The organism is Mucilaginibacter sp. SMC90, assembly GCF_022811725.1.
GTDB lineage: Bacteria > Bacteroidota > Bacteroidia > Sphingobacteriales > Sphingobacteriaceae > Mucilaginibacter.
On sequence record NZ_CP094527.1, the window covers coordinates 2,355,349 to 2,376,375 of the forward strand.

The following is a 21,027-nucleotide window of genomic DNA, read 5'->3' on the forward strand; positions in this document are numbered from 1 at the left end:
TTCGAATTTCGATAAGCGAAGTTTCCATAATTGAAAAGAATGCATCAAATAGATTAACTATACGGGGGAAAAGTAATGTTCCATTTGAACGGATACTTATACCAAGCCAGATTGATGATTACGGCAGGGTAGAGGAGATCCTTGCTTGTATTAAACCTATTACCGTAAATGCTAAGCCCAATTATCTGGAAAAGTATGGTTTACTGATCATAATTCTGCTCGCAGCCCCCATTTTAGGAGTTTATCTTGTTGATAATAAGATATTAGTTAGTGTTTGCGCGGTATTGGCGGTAACATTGCTTGTTTACAACATATTTTATATGTTGAGGTATAAAAATTCTGTAAAAAACTGGAAACGTGCTTTGTGGATCTATCCCCTCATTGTTATATCAATTTTGGTGGTCGCCTATTTTAAGCTGATCGCTTAAATTTCAGGTAAAGGCTGCCATGCATACTGTATAAATATTCTGAGTTGGTGTAAATGCTTTCGATTTGGGGAGAGAAATAAAATAAATTTTTAAATAAACGAACGCTCACTTATATTTGCTTTGAAAAATGAGGCCACGCGACGAGTATAAGGAACAACAGATCCGCCAAAAGGCGATAGAATTAATAGTAGCCGAAGGGCTTGACGGTTTTGGAGTTAATAAGCTTGCCAGGGCGGCGGGAGTATCGCCGGCTACCATCTATATCTATTATAAAGATAAAGAGGAGTTAATAAGTAGTATTTGCGTTGGTGTAGCTGAAAAAATGATGACTTTTAGTCTTCAAAATTTCTCGCCGGATATGGATTTTGCCGATGGGCTAAAGATGCAATGGCAAAACAGGCTCGAGTATTTTGTGCAGTGCCCGCTGGATATGGAGTTTATTGAAATTATGCGATATACCCATTTTTATGAAAAAGTAACTGCGATGCTTACCGTTAATTTCGGGCAAATTTTGGGCGCATTTATGCGTAATGCCGAAGATAAAAAACAACTTATACCATTACCCTTTGAAGTTTACTGGGCAGTGGCCTATGCGCCTCTTTATCAGCTCATCAAATTTCATAACCAGGGTAACAGCTATGTAAACAGCAGTTTTGCGCTGAATGATAAACTCATGGAACAAACGCTTGGACTTGTATTAAAAGCATTAAAACCCTGATTGTTATGCCTGTATCTACTGTGAAGCTCAATCATATAAACCTGCCGGTAACAGATGTTGCAGCCAGCTCCGGATTTTTTGAGCAGTATTTCAATTTTAAGTGTACAGGTATAAAAGGTAACAATATGGTGGCTGTAATGGAAGGGGAAGATGGCTTTATCCTGGTACTCATGGCTGATACCTTTAATCGCGCAGGTAACAGCAATTATCCGGATGCCTTTCATATCGGTTTTTTGGTTGATAGCCATGAGCAGGTGGATGAAGTTTATAACCGGCTGGTAAAAGGCAACATTGAAGCCGCACAGCCCCCGGGCGCTTTGCGCGGGGGCTACGGATTTTATTTTAATGCTCCGGGTAATATCCTTACAGAAGTTACCTGTTTAGCTTAACAAATTGAATAATTAAGTATCTAAATAAAAATAAGTAATTTATGGTACATGCATCAGCCTATAAAGACCCGCATCATGTGATGCTCTTTTTTGAAGAAGTTAATAATCCTGCAGATAATGAACAATGTTTAACCGACCGGTTTAATTATTACGACAATCTCAAAAGTAATGGTAAAGTAGTTATAAGCGGTAATTTCTGGAACCAGGATAAGAATTTTGTAATTGTTTCTGTGTCAGATGATAATGAGCTTGTGCAGATCATCGAAAATGACCCCGCTATAAAGCAGAATGTACTTGAATTGGTAAAAGCAATGCCTTTTTAACCCTTTTTTTAGGTATAAATACGTAGTGTAAAATGGGTTAAAATACGGGGTGTTTTGCGCTTGCATATCTGTTTGTTACGCAATATTTTTGTGTAAACGCACACCTATGGAACCTTTTGAATTAAAAGTTAATAAACGAACTTATAAAATTATTCCCTCGGTTGTTAATGCGACTACATTCGGCGTATTAAACTACTCTGCTTTTTACACCATAACCAGGTTAACCAAAGGTTATTGGGAAATTATTGAACATCGTTTTGGAGATCATTTGATTCCCTTGCAGGAAATAGGCCGCTCAATAGAGGCTTATTACAAACTCTGATACAATCAATCAAAAAAGCATCCTTTAATTATTAGGAATAAACGTTTTAATGTTCCTAATGATTGCAAATTGAATTATTAAACTGATACCTAATATATTATGGAGAAATTAGCAATTTTGAGAATGTTTGCGGGCTTTCCATTGCTGGGCTTGTTACTGCCGGATATTTCTACCTTTATAGTGGGGCATTTCAAAGATATTTCCCTCATTCATATCTACCTTGAATGCTTTTTATTGCTTTTTATAATTGTTTGTACATTGAGAATGGCCTATGTACGAAAATTAGAGAACACGCCAGACTCGCAATTGCGGTAATAAACTAACCCTAATAAGTTAATCATTATAAAATAACCATAAAGCCTGAACCTTTATTGTGCCATAGCCCGGTTTAATTACAACCGGGCTTTTTTGTGGCTTTATATTGTTATCTGTCGCGTCCTGAAATAAGTTGACACTCAAGTTGACTTATATGGAAAAACGAACAAAGAATGTAAGTAGGCGCAGTCAGCGCGATTACAGCCTTGCCTTTAAGTTGCAGGTCGTGCAGCAGGTTGAAAAAGGCGAACTGACCTATAAAAAGGCTCAAAAACATTACGGGATCCAGGGAAGGAGTACGGTATTGGTTTGGTTAAGGAAACATGGTACCTTAGATTGGACATTACCCAAACAGTACACCTTGGAAAACGATCGGGAACTTAGTCCGGAACAGCGGATCAAACAATTAGAAGCAGCATTAAAAGATGAACAGGACAAGAACCTGATCTACAAGACCATGTTCGATATCCTGCAGCAAGAGCACGGTGTTGCATTGCCAAAAAAGTCTTTGCCCAAGCAATCCAAAGGCTCAAAGCCAAAGGAATAGTGAGCCTGTCAAAGGCTTGCAGGTTGTTTGGGATCAGCCGTCAGGGCTATTATCAAAAGCAGCAGCGCATAGAAAAGCGTTTAAAAGAACTTAGCCAGGTAAAAGCGGATGTGATTAAAGAACGAATCCATTTGCCCAGGTTGGGTACGCGTAAGCTTTATCATCGTTTAGGTAAACAGATCAGAAGCAAGGGAATAAAGATAGGCAGAGATGCTTTATTCGATTTTCTGCGTTCGGAACATATGCTGATCAAACCAAAGCACTCTTATCATAAAACGACGAACTCCAAGCACTGGTTACATAAGTATCCTAACTTACTTAAACACAGGAAAGCGGCAACGAGGCCTAACGAAGTATGGGTAAGCGATATTACTTATATCGACACTAAAGCAGAGACCGCATATCTTAGCTTGATCACTGATGCTTATTCAAGAAAGATCGTAGGATATCATCTGCATCATAGCTTGCACACAGATGGTGTGGCTGCTGCCATGCAAATGGCTGTCAGACATGAGCAGATCAAAGCGCCATTGATACATCATTCGGATAGAGGTTTGCAATATTGCTCAGCACAATATCAGCAGTTGTTGGCCAAACATCAGATTACCCCATCTATGACGGATGGATATGATTGCTATCAGAATGCTTTGGCAGAACGCATCAACGGCATTATTAAAAACGAGTTCCTGGTGGTTAAACCAGCAGATATACAGCAGGCAAGGGTAATGATTGCAGAAGCTATTAAACTTTATAACTGTCGAAGGCCTCATTTGGCTTTAAATTATCAAACACCACAATTTGTACATCAACAAAAAATCCTTGCTGGTATCGACCAACAAGGACTATCTTTAAATCATTAATTTCTGTCAACCTATTTTAGGACGACTCAATCAAATTAATTTAGTACTTACAGTTATCTTTTTTTGTTTATTTTTACGGTAAATGACTCCTAAACATCATCATCTAAACGCTTTCTGCAAAGCGTACTTTCTCCTCATGAAAAAAACGACTTTTTGTTTTACATTATTTTTAATAGGTATACTATTTTGTGGTTCTAACGCTGCTCTTGCTCAACATCATTCTACCAGGGCTTTAACCTATGGCGGGGGTGGTAGCGGTGCGGTTAACTTTAGCGATGGCTGGGGCGCAGCCATAGGGACAGGCATCGAGATACCACAAGGCGATTTTAATTATGCTTTTAAACCATCTATTAATTTTAATGCCAGTGTTTACAGATTTTTAGGTCCTTTTACAGCCAGTTTAAACCTGGGCTACACCAACTTTAAGCCCGATGAATATTTTATTTCAGAAGCGGTTGAGGGCAGTGATTCAAACGTAAATACATACTATGCAGATATGCCTGTAATTTCGGCTTATGGCGGCTTAGCTTATAATATAGATGTAGCTGATAATTTCAGGGTATACGGAGGTGTAAATCTTGGACTATATTTTACTGAATTTGCAGTAGCTTATGAAATTGATGATGCTAATTCATTTGTTTATGATAAATGGTCGCAATCATTATATTACGCACCTAAAGTGGGTATAATATTTCCGGTAACGCCTAAGTTGGGTATAAGTATCGAATCAAAATATAATTTCTTTTCACAAAAATTAACCCTGGGAGAGGCGTCTGCAAAACAAAACTGGAGTGCCCTTTCGCTTGGTGCCCAGCTGGTTTTCAAATTTTAATTAGTTACGAGCGCTATCATAACAATTTTTAGTCGCAAGTGTTATCAATCTCGGTTTATTGATATTACACGTTAAATATTTGTATTGATGAAAGGTTTACGTACTGTTACATTCCTGTTTATATCCAACACCTTTATGACATTTGCCTGGTACGGGCATCTTAAGTTTAAGGAGTATGAATGGGGTAAAAACCTGAGCTTGATAGCCATTATACTTATAAGCTGGGGGCTGGCTTTTTTTGAATACCTGTTCCAGGTACCGGCAAACGAAGGTGGCTTTAAGGAAAATGGAGGCCCCTTTACCTTAGTGGAATTAAAAACCATACAGGAAGCTATTACCCTTACGGTATTTATGATATTTACTACCCTGCTTTTCAAAAACGAAAAGTTGGGTTGGAACCACCTGGTTGGTTTTGGGCTTATTGTACTGGCTGTATTTGTTATTTTCAAAAAGTGGTAACTAACCGGTGCCGGCGTAATGGAGCCTGTATTATACTGTTTTAATATTTGCTGGACTACCTGCTTTCTCAATTCTGGCTTATTCATATAGTACAACGGCTGTTTATATTTGGATATAAACAACATATAGCAATATGGAAATAACTTACAAAACAGGCACAATACCGTCAGCACAGCAAATTATAGAACTTTATGACTCAGCCGGGTTGAAACGTCCAACTCATGACGCCCAAAGAATTGCCAGGATGTACCAAAATTCAAATCTTGTGGTAAGCGCATGGGATGGTGATGAGCTGGTAGGAGTTTCCCGCGCATTAACCGATTTTTGCTATAGCTGTTATCTTTCGGATCTGGCGATTACTAAAGATTATCAAAAGGCCGGGATCGGTAAAAAGCTGATCGAGCTAACCAAAGAAGCCATCGGCGATGAAACTATGCTTTTGTTGCTTTCGGCTGCAACTGCTATGGAATATTATCCTAAAGTGGGTATGGAACCCGTTCATAACGGGTTTATCATCCATAGGGCAAAATAAAACGGGGACGGGGGATAATGTACATTTGTCTCCCCGCTTTGCCTCTTAATCTAAAATAAAGCTGGTTAGCATGATGATTGCTTAGCGCAAATTTATTTATCAGTTCCCCTCCAAATTATTGCGGTATTGCTTTAGTGCTGTAAGTATCGACCGTACAATTTCATTTTGCCCGCTGGCCGAGTTCAGGTATTCTTCGTCTGACGGGTTATTAATAAATCCGGTTTCAACAAGCACGGCAGGCATACCGCTTTGAGCTAACACTAAAACGCCCTGCTCTTTTACACCGAGGCTGTGCCTCCCATTGGTTTTACGGAACTGGTTATCAATTAAATCTCCAAACTGGATGCTTTGCTTACGGTATTTTTGCTGAAACGTGTTAAGCACTATAGTATTAACTGCTGCATTATCGCCGTAACCGTTATACTTTTCCTTATAATCTTTTTCTATGAATATCGAAGCATTTTCGCGAAGGGCCTCACGCTGTTCCTGGCTGCGGTGAAAACCGTATACCAGTAACAATGTTCCTCTTGATGATCCTTTACGTTGGGGCGATGAATTGCAATGGATGGAAATGAACAGGTTGCCATGATTGTCGTTTGCGATATCTGTACGTTTATGCAGTTCAATAAAAACATCTGTACTGCGGGTCATTACCACTTTGATGCCGCTCATTTCATCATTTATGGCGTCCCGTAATTTCTTGGCTATACTTAATGAAATGTTTTTTTCTTTTGAATAAGAACCGTGCGATCCGGGATCTTTACCTCCGTGACCTGCATCTATAATAACCGTTTTAAATTTGAAACGATTAGGGGATGCTGTACTTTGTTGCCCGAAACAGTTTGCAGCTAAAAGCGTGCACAATAAAGAGACAACAGTAGTAATTACACTGTATTTTTTTGGAAAGGTAGCAGGCATGAACAATTTATGTATACAGGTTATAAACATTTCATTCTATAATAGTTACAGGTATGATATTGTTTTGACCGTATGGTTTAAAAAACACTTCTCTAAAATTGCGCAAATATAATACATGTTTGATTTACAGCACTATCTAAAAATAAATGCAACTTAAGGTAATGATCGGTTAAACTTTACATTATGTATGTATATTTAATGAACTTAAATCGGGCCGATGATGATGTTAAAAAAAATAGTATTACTTGTATTGGTATGCCATACATTGATGGCGTGCAGTCAGCAAAAAGGGATTGTTTATGGTGATAATGCTGCTGCAGGTAAGTACTACGATGTTAGGGGGATAAAGCTCTATACTGAGGTTTATGGCAAAGGCAAGCCTTTGCTAATGATACATGGCAACGGTGGCAGTATCAATGCGTTTGAAAAAAATATACCGTATTTTGCCAAAAAATATAAGGTTATAGCCGTCGACAGCCGTGCACACGGCAAATCAACAGATGCGCGCGATTCACTTACTTTTGAGATGATGGCTGATGATTTTGCTGCATTGCTTGATGTAATGCACATTGATTCGGCGTATGTGATAGGATGGAGCGATGGTGGTATCAATGCCCTGGTGATGGCTATGCGGCATCCAAACAAAGTGATTAAGCTTGCTTCCACAGGAGCCAATTTGTGGCCCGATTCAACTGCCCTTATCCCTTCACTATGGAAAGAAATGGAAAAGGAATATCAGGCAAAAAAAGATCAGCATTTTACAACCGCTAAGGAAAAAAACGACCGGAAGATCTTTATGCTTGATTATAAAGAACCTAATATCAAACTATCGGCTTTAAAAGCTATTAAATGCCCCTCGCTTATTATTGCCGGTGATCACGATCTTATTGTAACAACACACACCGTTCAAATAGCTGAAAATATTCCGAATGCTTATTTGTGGATCCTGCCCAATTCAGGCCATGGTACATTGGTTGAACATGCCGATGAATTTAATAAAAAGGTGGATGAATTTTTTGAGCAGCCATTTCACCGTCACTAACGGTGTTATAACTTATTGGCAAATTGCCGGCCTGAAAAAATAGCCTGGCTTTTACACCGGGCTATTTCACATAATTACTTTGATTTTAGGAAATCTCAATTACAATGAAAATAACAACATTGATTATTTAAGGTTTTATAAAATTTAAGTTACGTAAGTTTTTTAGTTAAATTTCTTATAATAATAATGCACGGCCTCCGTTTTTACATTAATTCAATCATAAGCTAACCTGCAGCTTTTACTGTTTAATTAATAGTAATATGGAATCAAAAAACCAAAAGTTGCTTGTCGACACGCTTTTAGCAATCTCATTTCTTTTAGTGGTTTTATTGGCCGTGATTATGGTTTTTCAGCCAGGTGGCTATCCCAATTAATATTTCTTTAGGCTATTGCAATTGAGAGCTTACTCCACCTTGTAAAGGAAGGGCCAATGTGCCATAAATTACAGCCCTGCATTAAAAAACCGTAGACCGGGATTTCGCAGAAATTACCTGTTATTCTTGCATGTTCTACTAAATTGGTAGTATATTGTCATCCAATTTTAATAAAAAGATGTTTAAACATCTTTTTTGTTTGAAGTCCGGGGCATTTGCATACTTTTGGGCCATAATCAAAAACAAAAAAGAAATTTAAAGATCAAAACAAATGAAAAAGATTCTTATCCTGTTAGCAGCAGCATTCTCGTACACGGCAGCATCGGCACAAACTACCTGGACGGTAGATAAAGCTCACTCAAACGTTAAATTTACCGTAACTCACTTAATGGTATCTGACGTTGATGGTATTTTTAAAAGCTATGATGCAACTATTACCGCCGCCAAACCTGATTTCAGCGATGCTAAATTTCAAATCAGCATACAAACAGCTTCAGTAACAACTGATAACGACCAGCGTGATAAACACATTTCAAGCCCTGACTTTTTTGATGTTGCTACTTACCCAACTATTACCTTCACCAGTACTGCTATCACCAAAACATCTGACAAGCATTACAAACTAACTGGTAATTTAACTTTACATGGCGTAACTAAACCAGCTTCATTTGATTTATGGTACCGCGGTACTATCCAAAACCCAATGAGCAAAGCTGATGATGCAGGTTTCCAGTTAACTGGTACTATCAAACGTGCTGATTTTAATTTCGGTTCAAAATTTCCTAATGCTGTAGTAAGCGACGAGGTTACTATCAAAGCTAATGGCGAGTTTGGCAAAGCCAAATAATTGCAAAATTATATAACGGGAACGGCGCGGATAACCCGCGCCGTTTTTTTGTTTTTATAGTTTAGGCAGCGGATGATTTATGCTTAAGATTGCTGGTATTGTACTTTTAATTCCTGTTTTTTTTGATAGCGGATTATCAAAGTACAAATGCCAATTACTGCAATAAATGCCGAGCCCGCAGTGATATGAAAAAAGGGTAATTTAAAACCGGGGTTAATAAAGGTTTCGGTTATATCCGGAAGGATAATAGCGATGAGGGGTAAACAGCAAAATAGCCTCAGGTAAATGAGTTTTTTCATAAAAAGGAATAATGATGTTTAGCAAAAGTTAATCGCTGCTAATGTGTCATTATGTTTGTTTTTATGAAATACCCGTTATGAGGTATTTATACAACCTGTATTGGTATCTTATGGTTATGTAATTACGTTATTTTAAAAGGATACTGTTAAAATAAATAGGGGAGACGGGGCATTAGGACTTCCGGGCCAGAAGTTGCTTAAGCGTATTAAACCACAATTGATTTTTAGCCCCAAAAAGGGTATGATCAACAATGAGGTATAAAGTCTTCAATTCTTCTTTAAGCCTGTAACGTAACCTCAGCGGCTGCCAAAATAAACCGTTGTTACGTACCATTGAGCGTTTGTAAAACTCATCAAACCCCAAATATAGCTGTTCAAGGCTTTCAAGCGGGATATGCTCATAGCTATCGCCGTCAAGTACAATACTTTTAGGGGTAAGTATAATTTCGCCGGTGTAATGGTGCGGTGGCGGGGTAAATGCAAATAAAGCGCCAACCTCATTAGCCAACCCTAATGTGGCCAGGTCATAATCATGACTCCACATTACCTTTCCAATTCTCAATATCTGCATGTTATAAACTTCGGTATTAAAAACGGCATTTGCAATAGATTGTTATCATGATAGTTTCATTTTGTTACAATAATGTTAATCCCACCCTATGGTAACTGCTGTGATATGCTAAACGGTAAAATGCCTATCTTTGATTTACAGGAAAAACTTTCCTTATTAAATAAATATGGCTACAGAAGTTAAGTGCCCAAGTTGTGGTTTCGGTTTTCCGATAGAGGAGGTAATGGCCGAGGAGTATAAAAAAGAACTCAGGGTTAAGATGATGGATTACACCCGTCAAAAGGAAGAGGAATACCGCAAAAAAGACGAGGAGTTTTTAAATAAAGAGCGCCAGCAGCAGGCTGCTTTTGAGCAACGGCTTAATAGCGAAAAAAAGCAATTACAGCAAACGCTTGAAGATAACCTGCGCAAAACTATAAGCCAGGATTTTGAGAACCAGTTGTTATTGCTCAAAAATTCGGCTGCCGAAACTGAAGAGAAATTAAAACAATCGCGCCTGAAAGAACTGGAGTTTTTGCAGCGCGAAAACACGCTGAAGCAAAAGGAAGAGGAGATGGAACTTTCTGTTCAGCGTAAGCTGCAGGAGCAACGCAACGAACTTACTGATCAGATCCGCAAGCAGGAGGCCGAGCGCCACAGCATAAAAGATACCGAGTACCAGCTCAAAGTTAAAGAACTCGAAAAACAGCTTGACGATCAGAAAAAACTGGCCGACGAAATGAAACGTAAAGCCGAACAAGGCTCTATGCAACTGCAGGGTGAAGCCCAGGAATTGATATTGGAAGAGCTTTTGCGCAATTATTTCCCGTTTGATGTTATCAGCGAGGTAGGGAAAGGCGTTAGGGGGGCCGACTGTGTGCAAACCGTACGCAACCAATTTGGGCAGGAATGCGGGCGCATTATTTATGAAAGCAAGCGTACCAATGCTTTTTCGATGGATTGGATCGAGAAACTGAAAAAGGATATGCGCAGCATGGGGGTTGATGTAGCGGTTATTGTAACCCAATGCTACCCCAAAGGGATGGATTGCTTTGGTGAACGCGATGGCGTTTGGATCTGTAGTTTTGATGAGGTAAAGGCAGTATCCTACATTTTAAGGGATGGGGTAATGAAGTTATCAAACTTGTCCAAATCGCAGGATAATAAAGGTGATAAAATGCACCTGCTGTATGATTACCTCACCAGCAGCGAGTTTTCTGAACAGTGGAAGGCTATTCGCGAGGGGTACATGAGTATGCGCCAGTCTATTCAGCGTGAACGTGATGCGATGGAAAAGCTCTGGAAGGCCCGCGAAAAGCAATTGGACAAAGTGCTGTTAAGCGCAGCCCATATTCGCGGCAGTATTGAAGGTATAGCGGGTAACGATACCATTCAGCTTAACCTTACTGATGATGAGGATGCACTGCTGCTGGAGTAAGGCTTATATGCCGGCAATAATCTCATTTAATTTTACCACCAGTATCTGAATGGTCAGAAGTCTAATTGTAAGCTATATTAAAGTGACTGCGGAAGCCGTTTTTTCCGTTCAAGAAATGATAAAAGCTTTAGGGTGTGCATCTAAACCTATTAGGTTTAATGTTTATTAGGAGCTTTGCTGTCAATGTGTTAATATTACACAATAATTTCTGAGTGCCAGAGCATTCATTGATTTGTGATAAGGTTTAGGTTTTAAAGCCCCATGCAGCGAGTGCAATGGGGCTTTTATTTTTCTTTACACTCCTAAAGACAAAGAGCTAACGAACATTAACAGAAGGAAACCGACAAACAAAGGTGCATGGGGAATTTGGATTGCAGGGGCGTAAATAACTAAAAGACATCATAGAGATGCAATAAGAAAATAACCACCCTTATTGTCATACGATACTTTCCTGCTTAAAACGTTCATTTATGGGCACCATTTCATAAACTATGCATACGGCCCTTTTTATTTTTGCCCCGATAATGGCCACAAGTGAGGTCATCTGCCACAGCGATGGAACGGTCGAATCATTGATTTGTACCATAGCTTACCCGAAAAGCACCATAACCTACTGGTAAATGATGGCTAATTTTGCTTTTTTAAAGAAAAGCAAAATGAATAGGACAGTGCAACCGAAAATCAGTAGGGTGCAGGTCCGGAAAATTAACAGTTTAGCTTCCATTATAATGAAAAAGATAGTAGCTTTTAAAAGCGCATTGGGATATGCTTTAATATTAATCATGATTGGTGCATCCATTTTGGCTAACAATAAGGAAGTTATACTTCCGGAAATGGCTGCACTTGCTATTGGCTGCCTGATCCACCAAAACCCGGTGTGGTTATCTAAGCCATTTCATATATTTCTTTTGCCTTCAATAACTGCAATTGGCGGTTTCCTGATCAATAAAGCAAATCTCGACCTGGCAACAAAGCTTATTTTAGTTGTAATGTTTGTATTGTTAACCTTACAGGTATTTAAAAGTGCATTGGCCCCCGCATTGGCAACTGGCCTGTTGCCGGTTATCACAAATGCCACATCATTGTATTTTATATTCTCTATCCTGGCATTTACATTTTTATTGTTTGCAAGCTTGAATTTCAAACGCGAGGTGCCACCAGCTAAAATGGCTTCAAAGAGGCAAAAACCGCAGGACAACATCTTATACATAGCCTTTATATCAGCCTGGGTATTGATCTGTTCACAAAACGGATGGATGTATATTGCCGCTATCCCCCCGGTTTTGGTTGTGGGTTATGAATCAATTCATAAAGAAGAATATACCTTCAATATGTTTTATAAACAGGTGATTTGCCTTGCTTTAGCCGCTTTTATCGGAATTCAAAGCCTGTATTTTTTGAATAATCTGCTCCTGGCGGCAGTGTTTGATATCATAGCAGTGTTTTTTATGCTGCGTTTATTGGCTTTTAAACTAACACCGTCATACGCAACGGCAATATTACCTATGGTGTTGCATAATGCATCGCCTAAGTATTTTTATTGGCAAGTGCTAATTATGTGTATTATTGTTTTGGGCACTATTTATTCCTATAAAAACTTCAGGTTTAGCGAACAGCTTCGGGTGAGGCTGGTGCGGGTAAATAGTAAAGATGAAGAAGTTTCGTCTTGTGACAAATAGGCCGTCCTAATTTTTTGATTCCCGAAAAAAATTGAAAAACATCCTGCGCTCTTTTTGAAAAAACTCATGTATTCTATTTTTTGAGTCAGTTGTGGCCTGGAGGTTGAAGTTTAGCCTTATTGCTGATGCGCGCGTAAACCAAGTTAAAGAATAGGGGCCGAATACATGTTTACTATGTTGTAAACCCGGCAACAATGCGCTACTTTTATAGCCATAAACCAAGTCACAATGAAATCATCCCTAAGAACCATTGCTGTATTCTTAATACAGATTCTATCCATTTCATCCGCAAATCAACCCAAGCTGGCGCGAGTATGCAGTGTTGGGCTGCAGGGCTGACTACTCATGACCTGATCTGCACTATGCTTTTTGCATCGCTGCACACCCTCTCCAGAAAGGGAAGGATTGCTGCTCCGCACAGGTAATATCTTTCTTTTCGGCTAATGTTAAATGGTAAAATAAATGAAGAAAATACTGCTACTATCGATGCTCTTTCTTAATTGTTGTACATTATTTACAGATGAAAGAACAGTGAATTTTAAGCTTAATCCTAAAAGTAATGGATGGTATTTTATTGAGTTGATTAAAGATACAACCATGAGAGACACAGGTGTCGTAAATATAAAATTTAACGATACAAGCAGATTTGTTACTATTAAAATTAACAATATAGATAAAATGATAGTGAACCCATTTGATTATGATGGGAACAGTTTATCACGCAGACTTCAATATTTTGGTGTAAAAAAAACAGCACAAGGATCTTCTTTTCTTGAGTTTTACAATCCGACTGATGAAGAGCTAATGAACATTGACAAATGGAATCCAACCAACAAACGCGCATGGGAAATCTGGGACCTTGGGGATCAAATGTTTAAAAGATATCACAAAGATACAGTAGGAATGTAATCAATTTAAAATCTGCACCTGAAAGGCTTTCCTTTAGTGGTGCTGCATACAAGCATCAGTTGGGCAACATTGTTGAGATGAAAGTTATCAGCTTAGGTTTGTTAAGTAATACTGTTTTTAAAGAACAAGCCAAATGGTCGATATTGGATCAATGAAAATAGTTGTTAGGCCGATTAAGCTTTAAATAAAAATTTGAATGAAGTTAAGAACTATTGATGCATCATCGTTAACACCGGCCGAAATGCAAGTTTATTTGCACTATGCCATTGCTCCCCGGCCAATATGCTTTGTATCAACTATTGACAAAAATGGCGAGGTTAATTTAAGTCCGTTTAGCTTTTTTAATGTTTTTAGTGTCAATCCACCAATATGCGTTTTTTCGCCGACAAGCAGGGCGCGGGATAATACCACTAAACACACGCTCGAAAACGTTTTGGAAGTACCCGAATGTGTGATCAATATTGTAAACTACGATATGGTGCAGCAGACCTATTTAACCAGTATGGATTACAAAAAAGACGTAAATGAATTTTCGAAAGCAGGGTTTACTGAATTGGCTTCGGATACGGTAAAGCCGCCGAGGGTAGCGGAATCGACCGTTCAATTTGAATGTGTAGTGAATGATGTGATATCGTTAGGAAAAAGCGGGGGCGCGGGTAATTTGGTTATTGCCGAGGTGAAACGGATTCACATCAATGAAGCTATTTTGGATGCTAATGGTAAAATAGACCCGCATAAAATAGATCTGGTGGCTCGTTTAGGTGGCGATTGGTATTGCAGGATAACCAACGATAATTTATTTAAAATTTCCAAACCAACAGGCAGGGCCGGAATAGGTATCGGTGTAGATGCTTTTCCAAAAGAGGTTAAATACTCCACAGTATTAACCGGGAATGATCTGGGGGTATTAGGGCTTGTTGAAACGCTACCATCCGATGAGGAGGTAAGGGCTTTTAGTTTAACCGACGAAATGAAAGAACTGGTTAATGCTGCCATCAATGGCAGCCGCACTCTGCACCTGCATTTAAAAGCTAAGCAATTGTTGGATGACGGTCGGGTAATGGATGCCTGGAAAGTATTGTTAATGTAGTTTATTTAAGCATTGCAATGTTGTGGTAGGTTTGATAAAAGCTACAGATGCTACCGCAAGCCTCCCGGCTTGTGGTTAATAGGACCATATGCTAAGCTGCAATTTGCAACTAAGCATATAAAATTTATTTTTAAACATGAGCCGTAATTATAAATTCCACAACCCTGAAGGAATGTATTTTGTGAGTTTTGCAACCGTGTTCTGGATCGATGTATTTGTACGACGATTGTATTTTGACTGCCTGGTAGATAATCTTAATTTTTGTGTGAGTGAAAAGGGGATGGAAATATATGCGTGGTGTATTATGACAAGTCATGTCCACTTGGTATTTCGGTCGGAGAAAGTAAAACCAGAAGAATTGATTGGTGGTTTTAAATCTGTAACCTCTCGGCAAATTATAAAACTCATCGAAGATAATATGCAGGAAAGCAGGCGTGAATGGCTTCTAAATTCATTTAAGAAAGCGGGTGCCGCTAACTCAAATAATACCCAGAATCAGTTTTGGCAACAACATAATCAGCCTATTGAGCTTTGGAGCAATCATGTTATTCAGCAAAAAATAGATTATATTCATAATAATCCGGTAGTTTCTGGTTTTGTCGAAAACGATTATGGATATCTGTACAGCAGTGCCCGCGATTACGCGGGAATTAAGGGGCTTGTTAATGTTGTATTAGATTAGCGAAAAAAATGAAATACGCTGATACGCTACCTCAAGCGTCCTCGCTTGTGGGCATCATGCTAAGTTATGCAGGCGGGCTCGTCAAGTTGTAGACCTGAATGCAGGCCAGTTAATCTATGCGAACGGCTCATCAGGCTGTATACCTAAACGCTGGCCACAAGCGGGGATGCTTGCGGCGACGAGGGGCTTGTCAATATTGTATTAGATTAGCGAAAAAACAATGAAATAAGCTCATACGCTACCGCAAGCGTCCTCGCTTGTGGACATCATGCTAAGTTATGCAAGCGGCTCGTCATGTTGTAAACCTGAACGCGGGCCACAAGCGAGGACGCTTGCGGCAGCAAGGGCTATTTAATATTATCTTCGTTTGCTAAAACTAACCGTATCGGTAACAGGTTTTTCTTTAAAATCGTACGGATTCACCGCGGGGTCATTGATCTCCACTTTCTTTCCGGGCTCCTTTATATCCAATTGAAATATAGGACCGTCATTAATATAGCCTACTTTCATACGCGGCATTAAAGAATCTATAACGCGGTCCGCTACCTGCTTATTCCTTAAGATTTCGGAACCGTCATAACACAGGAAAATACTATTGTAAAATTTAAAATATGATGATGGGAATGTACTTAATTCTTCTTTGTTTATGATTTGAAAAACGGTGACTCTCAGAAACGTATTTCTTCGTGATATGACAACCTTAAAACACTTGCCGGATTTTTGATCGATATCAAGCTTGCCACACATCGCTGAATTTATTTGCTTATCAGATATCAAATAATTACTTACGGGATTACAATCATTGCCATCTGTACTTTTCATGGTACAAGATGAAACCGATAATACCAAACTTGCCCAAAAACCAATTACGTACGTCCTCATGTTTTTTTAAATATACTTTGATTAGGTATAATTACTGTATTCCCATTTAACAAATTCGAAACACCGCCCAGACGAGTCGGGCTTCTTAACCGGCGCGAGTATGCAGCGTTGGGCCGTAGGGTTGAGTACTCGTGAATTCATCTACTTTAATAATTTTATTTGAAATGTTTTATAAAGTCACGAGTACGCCTCGCTTTTGCCTGCGCTGCATACCCGCGCCAGAAAAAGAGACCAAAGAATTACCTTGCCATTAAATATTCTTTATACTCTTCTTGTATCATCCCTGCCGCAACAAACCTGCTTTCTGATGCTTGGTACTTATTTATCGCAAAGAATAAGGCCTCATTGATATTGCTAAAAGAATTAATGGTGAAAGGTTCGTCAGGGTCTAATGGTGCAAATTCGTAAATATCTAAAAAGTCTTCATCACCTTCATCAAAGCACTCCATATAACTCACACTATAGGTCGAGTCTTTTTCTTTATCTATTCTCAACCATTTTAAAATGGTATAGTCGTCCTGCTTTTGGTGAGATAGCCATTGTTCAATTGGCTTACCTGATGATAAATTAGTTTTTAATTGTTCTGATGATAAATATTTCATTTTGAAGGTAACAAATGTCCCCGCTACCACAAGCGTCCTCGCTTGTGGACATCATGCTAAGTTATGCAAGGAGCTCGTCATGTTGAAGATCTGAACACTGGTCACAAGCGAGGGCGCTCGCGGCAGCGGAGGATTACAATAGCGAAGGGCTCCAGATTTAAAAACCAGAGGCAGTTGGCAATTTTACATTCGTCATGTATTTAACACCGTCCGAAATATCTTTCAAGTAGATTATGTTCAATTGGGTTGGATTCAGTATTTCAATGTGAAGAATAACAGCATTGCCAAATTCCATTATTTTCATCTCAGATTTTGTTTGGAGATCGTATTTGAATAAAAAAGAATTATCTAAGTAATAAACAGATTTTCCATCCTCCGAAAACGGCGAATTAACGGTATTTATCAGTCTTTTTCTCAAACACATTTTAGCGTTTGTTCTTAAATCGATCAAAAACAAATCAGAGGTTGTATTAAACGTATCGGCATTTTGGTCCGAGATAATGGAAAAAGACAATCGTTGTTTTTTCTTATCTAATTCGAAGGCTGTAATAGCTAAAACGCTATCTTGATCAAAAAAAACTTTATTATTGTTCAATAACTTAAACCTGCTTAATATAATATCTCCCTCCTCGTCATTTTTCCCTTTAATCAGATAATTGGCTGTTAACACACTGTTAAAATCCGGGGTTATACTTAAAGAATCTTTTTCACCTTTAGTTGAAAATGTTTTGTGTTCAAGAGCATTGTAGTTTTTGATGATAGATGATTTTACCGTACCTAAATCAATGAACTCAATCTTTTGTCGCTTTATTTGGAGCTGATTTGTTGTATCGGATTTTCGGCCATTAGTCGTAACAGAATCAGTCTTTCGTTTATCCTTCTGAGGTTCTGAACATCCGAGAGCGCTAAATAGTGATATTACGATCAACGGCATCAATGTTATATAGCTTTTTTTAAAGAGGGTAGAATACATTACACTATAGTTTTAAAGTTAATTTTGCTTTTTTTTCGGGTTCTTTTCATATTAACCAGGTTTTTGCGCTGCTCACCATTTTTTACTTTATCAATCTTACGCCAAAGGATATAGCAAATGTTATTCTATCTATTTAAGTAAAAGATCAAGTTCTGTATAAGCCTGGATCAATCCTGCACGGTCGTCAAGCAAAATATTATAATAAACTTTAGGGCTATCGCATTTAAAGAACGGTGGATTTTCATTAATCACATTGTAGGGTATGTCATTGGTCTTTAAATAATCACTAATAAAGATCATGTTATTATTAGCAGTGAAACAGATCAGATAAAAGCCTGCTTTATGGCATTTTCCTAATAGCTCCGTCACGCACCCATAGTTGTCGCCGGTACCATGAAAATCATAAACAGTATTATCAAAATCAAAAGCAACAACCAAGGTACCGTGTTTTTTATAATCGTCAACTAATCGCAGGTATGATTGATTAGGTTGTAGATATTGATCCATCTTATTTTAACTATATAAAGTCACGAGTATGCCACGTTTTTGCCTGCGCTGCATACTCGCGCCAGTTAGGAGAAATAGCAAATGTTATTCTTATCATGCTATAATTTAAAGTGATCAATTACCTCTCCCTCACCCACAAATCAACCCTGCCACAGTCCTCACCTCCACAAAATCATCTCCCTCCAAATCCTTACAATTCACATGCGTATCGGTACAGATCAGCTTTTTAATAGCCCCGCATGCTTTTAACTTCCCAATGCCATCGTTTACAAACAAGCCGTGGGTAGTGATTACATAAATATCCCCTGCACCGGCATTTTTATAAGTCAGTGCGGCGTTTACGATGCTGCCTCCTGAGCGGATCATGTCGTCATAAATGATCACCGTTTTACCGGCTACGTCGGCGTTGATGGCGCTTACTTCGGTTTGGTCGCCTTTGAGGCGGCGTTTGAGGATGAAGGCGGCATTTACGCCCATGTCGTTAGCCAATGACTCTACCCATTTGGCGCGGCCGGCATCAGTGCTGGCCATTACAAAGTTATCGCCGCCGTACCGGGTGGCGGCTTCAATCACAATATCCTTACAGTAAACGTGTACAGGGTACAGGTCCTGCTCAAAGTAGTACTGGATGCCCTCGCTGTGCAGGTCGAACAGCATTACCTTATTGCCCCGGTTTGATTTTGGTATGGCCGAGAGCAGGCGGGCGCGTGTTTTGGCGGTCACAATTTCGCCGGGTTTAACGGCGCGTTCCATGGTACTATAGCCAAAGTAGGGGATCACCAGTGTAAGCGAATCGGCACCGTAACTTACCAGCGACGAAGCAAGGTCATAAAGCTCGAGCGTGGCGCTATCATTCACAGTACCGCCGATCAGCAATACCTCCCTGCCTTCCACATTGGAAAGGATGCGCTGGTAGCGTTCGCCGTCGGTAAAGTAGCTTACTTCAATTTCGCCGCGTTCGCAATGGCCAAGGGCAAGCACCTTCTCGGCGAGATATTCATATCCGGTTATGGCAAATAGTAATTTCTTCATTATATAAGAGCTTAAAGCGGAATGCATAAAGCATAAAGCTTTTTTTGTTTACGTGGTTGATTGGTTCTGTAGGGTATCAATTACCTGTTCAAAGGTAAATTCTTTCACAATATGGCCGTTTTCAAAAACGGTTTGGAGCTGATCAGTCAGTTCGGATTGTTCATCCTCGCCAATGGTTTTATAACCTTCAGCGGTTTTAACCAGTTTCAGCCTGCCGCCTTTGCTCTTTTTAAAGCTTGGGGTAATGTTTCCATGGGCATCCATTTCGGTAGGGCTTTTCTCCACAGCAACTTCTTTTCCATCAATAACCGCGCTGCTGCATTTCAGGGCAAATTTCTGGGTATCACGGTCGACCTTTTGCAGTAATGCCCCGCCCATGCCCAGTACCAGGTTTTCGGCACTGATGCCGTTTTCTTTAAGGGCTTTGTAAATCACACCGATCTCAGTATAGTTAACACCATCACCCTGGATCACCCTCACCTGCGGCGGCAGTACTTTATAACCTTTAGCATTGGTAGTAAAGCCGAATTTATCAAACAGGATCTTAAAGATCTCCAAAAGGGTCATTACCGGGTCGCCACTATCGGGGCGGATCACCAATGTTCCATCACGTTTCAGGATCTCTTCTTTCAGGTCTTCGCCCCAGTATTCGCTGCAGGCGCGGAAAATGTTAAAGCTGTCGCTCACGCAGGCGATAACGCCCGTAGGGAAGCTGCGCAGTACATGTTTAAATACCTCCAGTTCACCTTCCTGCCCAAGCAGGGTGCAAATGCTGTGCTCAGTAGCCGGAATGCTCAGGCCATGTACTTTTTGCGCATGATAGTATTTAATAGCCATGCCAGAACCTGCCAGGTTATCGCTGCCTGCAAAGCTGAGCAGGTGGGCAGCTCCGCCCAGTTTGGCACTCTCCACACTACTCACCCCGCGGAAACCAAAATCATTCAACACAAAACAAATTCCGCCGAAAGCTTCGGGCGTGGCGGTTTCTTCGTAATATTGGGTAACCACTTTTTTAACCTCGTGGCTTAGTGTGGCCACAGTGCAGGGATACCAAACCTGCATCAGCAGGGTTTCGAGGAAGTTGGTGAGCCAGTAGCATTCAGGATCGGTATTTTCGATGGTCATGAGCACGTTACCGGTGGGTACGCTGGTACCTTCGGCCACAGCTTTGATGCGTACCGGCAGATGACCGTTGTATTTATTCAGTATGTACTGAAACTTGCTGCAATCAAACACGTCATCGCGACCGAAAACCTGTTTCAAAAATTCATCGGCTTCGTCAAGGTCAACCTGGTTAAAGGCCGGGCCCTGCAGGTATTCTTTCAAAATATATTGCAGACCGAAAAAAACGGTCTCATTAAACATTCCTCCGCGGCTTTCCAGGTAACTGTAAATATTGGTGGTGCCGGGGTAGTAAAATTTATGGTGGGCGTATTTATATGCGTCGGCTAAAAGAATCAGATTTTCCCTTTTCATGG

26 protein-coding genes are annotated in these 21,027 nt (G+C 39.7%); 16 read left to right on the top strand and 10 right to left on the bottom strand.

The window, feature by feature from the left end; translation table 11 throughout:
* Positions 1-555: 555 nt before the first annotated feature.
* The 9 genes from MTO98_RS10080 (at position 556) to MTO98_RS10120 (ending at position 5,725) form a co-directional block, all read left to right on the top strand.
* Positions 556-1,146: a TetR/AcrR family transcriptional regulator gene (locus tag MTO98_RS10080; protein ID WP_243486528.1), complete on the top strand. Its 591-nt coding sequence runs from the start codon at positions 556-558 to the stop codon at positions 1,144-1,146.
* 5 nt (positions 1,147-1,151) lie between these two features.
* Positions 1,152-1,535, top strand: a complete 384-nt coding sequence (locus MTO98_RS10085; protein ID WP_243486529.1) for a VOC family protein — start codon at positions 1,152-1,154, stop codon at positions 1,533-1,535.
* Positions 1,536-1,576: 41 nt separating this feature from the next.
* Positions 1,577-1,858 carry a YciI family protein gene (locus MTO98_RS10090; protein WP_243486530.1) on the top strand — a complete coding sequence of 94 codons (282 nt, stop codon included), beginning with the start codon at positions 1,577-1,579 and terminating at the stop codon, positions 1,856-1,858.
* Between the two features lie 106 nt (positions 1,859-1,964).
* Entirely contained in the window at positions 1,965-2,180 is a 216-nt protein-coding gene (locus tag MTO98_RS10095; protein WP_243486531.1) for a hypothetical protein, read from the top strand.
* Between the two features lie 99 nt (positions 2,181-2,279).
* Positions 2,280-2,495: a hypothetical protein gene (locus MTO98_RS10100; RefSeq protein WP_243486532.1), complete on the top strand. Its 216-nt coding sequence runs from the start codon at positions 2,280-2,282 to the stop codon at positions 2,493-2,495.
* Between the two features lie 154 nt (positions 2,496-2,649).
* A protein-coding gene (locus tag MTO98_RS10105) for an IS3 family transposase (protein ID WP_371825378.1) occupies positions 2,650-3,902 on the top strand; the annotation gives its coding sequence in 2 pieces (ribosomal slippage) (positions 2,650-2,992 and positions 2,992-3,902; 1,254 coding nt in all).
* A 136-nt stretch (positions 3,903-4,038) separates the two neighbouring features.
* On the top strand, positions 4,039-4,734 hold the full coding sequence (locus MTO98_RS10110) for an outer membrane beta-barrel protein (RefSeq protein ID WP_243486533.1): 696 nt from the start codon (positions 4,039-4,041) through the stop codon (positions 4,732-4,734).
* Between the two features lie 87 nt (positions 4,735-4,821).
* On the top strand, positions 4,822-5,193 hold the full coding sequence (locus MTO98_RS10115; RefSeq protein ID WP_091163254.1) for a DMT family protein: 372 nt from the start codon (positions 4,822-4,824) through the stop codon (positions 5,191-5,193).
* A 133-nt stretch (positions 5,194-5,326) separates the two neighbouring features.
* Entirely contained in the window at positions 5,327-5,725 is a 399-nt protein-coding gene (locus tag MTO98_RS10120) for a GNAT family N-acetyltransferase (RefSeq protein WP_243486534.1), read from the top strand.
* A 99-nt stretch (positions 5,726-5,824) separates the two neighbouring features.
* On the opposite strand, the gene MTO98_RS10125 is transcribed toward MTO98_RS10120, so the two are convergent.
* Positions 5,825-6,643 (bottom strand): N-acetylmuramoyl-L-alanine amidase, encoded by an 819-nt coding sequence (locus MTO98_RS10125; RefSeq protein ID WP_243486535.1) that lies wholly within the window; start codon positions 6,641-6,643, stop codon positions 5,825-5,827.
* A 217-nt stretch (positions 6,644-6,860) separates the two neighbouring features.
* Between MTO98_RS10125 and MTO98_RS10130 the strand changes: the two genes are divergently transcribed.
* Positions 6,861-7,685 (top strand): alpha/beta fold hydrolase, encoded by an 825-nt coding sequence (locus MTO98_RS10130; RefSeq protein ID WP_243486536.1) that lies wholly within the window; start codon positions 6,861-6,863, stop codon positions 7,683-7,685.
* A gap of 645 nt (positions 7,686-8,330) precedes the next feature.
* Positions 8,331-8,906, top strand: a complete 576-nt coding sequence (locus tag MTO98_RS10135; protein WP_243486537.1) for a YceI family protein — start codon at positions 8,331-8,333, stop codon at positions 8,904-8,906.
* A gap of 83 nt (positions 8,907-8,989) precedes the next feature.
* Here the strand turns inward: MTO98_RS10135 and MTO98_RS10140 are convergent, their stop codons facing one another.
* On the bottom strand, positions 8,990-9,205 hold the full coding sequence (locus tag MTO98_RS10140) for a hypothetical protein (protein WP_243486538.1): 216 nt from the start codon (positions 9,203-9,205) through the stop codon (positions 8,990-8,992).
* Positions 9,206-9,377: 172 nt separating this feature from the next.
* Positions 9,378-9,776, bottom strand: a complete 399-nt coding sequence (locus MTO98_RS10145) for a hypothetical protein (protein ID WP_243486539.1) — start codon at positions 9,774-9,776, stop codon at positions 9,378-9,380.
* 166 nt (positions 9,777-9,942) lie between these two features.
* Between MTO98_RS10145 and MTO98_RS10150 the strand changes: the two genes are divergently transcribed.
* Positions 9,943-11,193, top strand: coding sequence for a DUF2130 domain-containing protein (locus tag MTO98_RS10150; RefSeq protein ID WP_243486540.1), 1,251 nt, complete (start codon positions 9,943-9,945; stop codon positions 11,191-11,193).
* Between the two features lie 436 nt (positions 11,194-11,629).
* Here the strand turns inward: MTO98_RS10150 and MTO98_RS10155 are convergent, their stop codons facing one another.
* Positions 11,630-11,779 carry a hypothetical protein gene (locus MTO98_RS10155; protein ID WP_243486541.1) on the bottom strand — a complete coding sequence of 50 codons (150 nt, stop codon included), beginning with the start codon at positions 11,777-11,779 and terminating at the stop codon, positions 11,630-11,632.
* 142 nt (positions 11,780-11,921) lie between these two features.
* Here MTO98_RS10155 and MTO98_RS10160 point away from each other — a divergent pair, with 142 nt between their 5' ends.
* The 4 genes from MTO98_RS10160 (at position 11,922) to MTO98_RS10175 (ending at position 15,553) form a co-directional block, all read left to right on the top strand.
* Positions 11,922-12,872 (top strand): hypothetical protein, encoded by a 951-nt coding sequence (locus MTO98_RS10160; RefSeq protein ID WP_243486542.1) that lies wholly within the window; start codon positions 11,922-11,924, stop codon positions 12,870-12,872.
* Positions 12,873-13,334: 462 nt separating this feature from the next.
* Entirely contained in the window at positions 13,335-13,781 is a 447-nt protein-coding gene (locus tag MTO98_RS10165; RefSeq protein WP_243486543.1) for a hypothetical protein, read from the top strand.
* A gap of 196 nt (positions 13,782-13,977) precedes the next feature.
* Complete coding sequence (locus MTO98_RS10170; RefSeq protein ID WP_243486544.1) at positions 13,978-14,871, top strand: flavin reductase family protein; 894 nt, start codon at positions 13,978-13,980, stop codon at positions 14,869-14,871.
* A 136-nt stretch (positions 14,872-15,007) separates the two neighbouring features.
* The gene (locus tag MTO98_RS10175; RefSeq protein WP_243486545.1) at positions 15,008-15,553 is read left to right on the top strand and encodes a transposase; all 546 of its coding nucleotides are present in this window, start codon (positions 15,008-15,010) and stop codon (positions 15,551-15,553) included.
* Positions 15,554-15,910: 357 nt separating this feature from the next.
* On the opposite strand, the gene MTO98_RS10180 is transcribed toward MTO98_RS10175, so the two are convergent.
* The 6 genes from MTO98_RS10180 to MTO98_RS10205 all read right to left on the bottom strand — a co-directional run bounded on the left by MTO98_RS10180 (position 15,911) and on the right by MTO98_RS10205 (position 21,025).
* Positions 15,911-16,435 (bottom strand): hypothetical protein, encoded by a 525-nt coding sequence (locus MTO98_RS10180; protein ID WP_243486546.1) that lies wholly within the window; start codon positions 16,433-16,435, stop codon positions 15,911-15,913.
* A gap of 239 nt (positions 16,436-16,674) precedes the next feature.
* Complete coding sequence (locus tag MTO98_RS10185) at positions 16,675-17,037, bottom strand: hypothetical protein (protein ID WP_243486547.1); 363 nt, start codon at positions 17,035-17,037, stop codon at positions 16,675-16,677.
* 157 nt (positions 17,038-17,194) lie between these two features.
* On the bottom strand, positions 17,195-18,010 hold the full coding sequence (locus tag MTO98_RS10190) for a hypothetical protein (protein ID WP_243486548.1): 816 nt from the start codon (positions 18,008-18,010) through the stop codon (positions 17,195-17,197).
* A gap of 129 nt (positions 18,011-18,139) precedes the next feature.
* The gene (locus MTO98_RS10195) at positions 18,140-18,517 is read right to left on the bottom strand and encodes a hypothetical protein (RefSeq protein WP_243486549.1); all 378 of its coding nucleotides are present in this window, start codon (positions 18,515-18,517) and stop codon (positions 18,140-18,142) included.
* A gap of 129 nt (positions 18,518-18,646) precedes the next feature.
* Positions 18,647-19,549: a ribose-phosphate pyrophosphokinase gene (locus tag MTO98_RS10200; protein WP_243486550.1), complete on the bottom strand. Its 903-nt coding sequence runs from the start codon at positions 19,547-19,549 to the stop codon at positions 18,647-18,649.
* Between the two features lie 48 nt (positions 19,550-19,597).
* Positions 19,598-21,025 carry a nicotinate phosphoribosyltransferase gene (locus MTO98_RS10205; RefSeq protein WP_243486551.1) on the bottom strand — a complete coding sequence of 476 codons (1,428 nt, stop codon included), beginning with the start codon at positions 21,023-21,025 and terminating at the stop codon, positions 19,598-19,600.
* Positions 21,026-21,027: the final 2 nt, after the last annotated feature.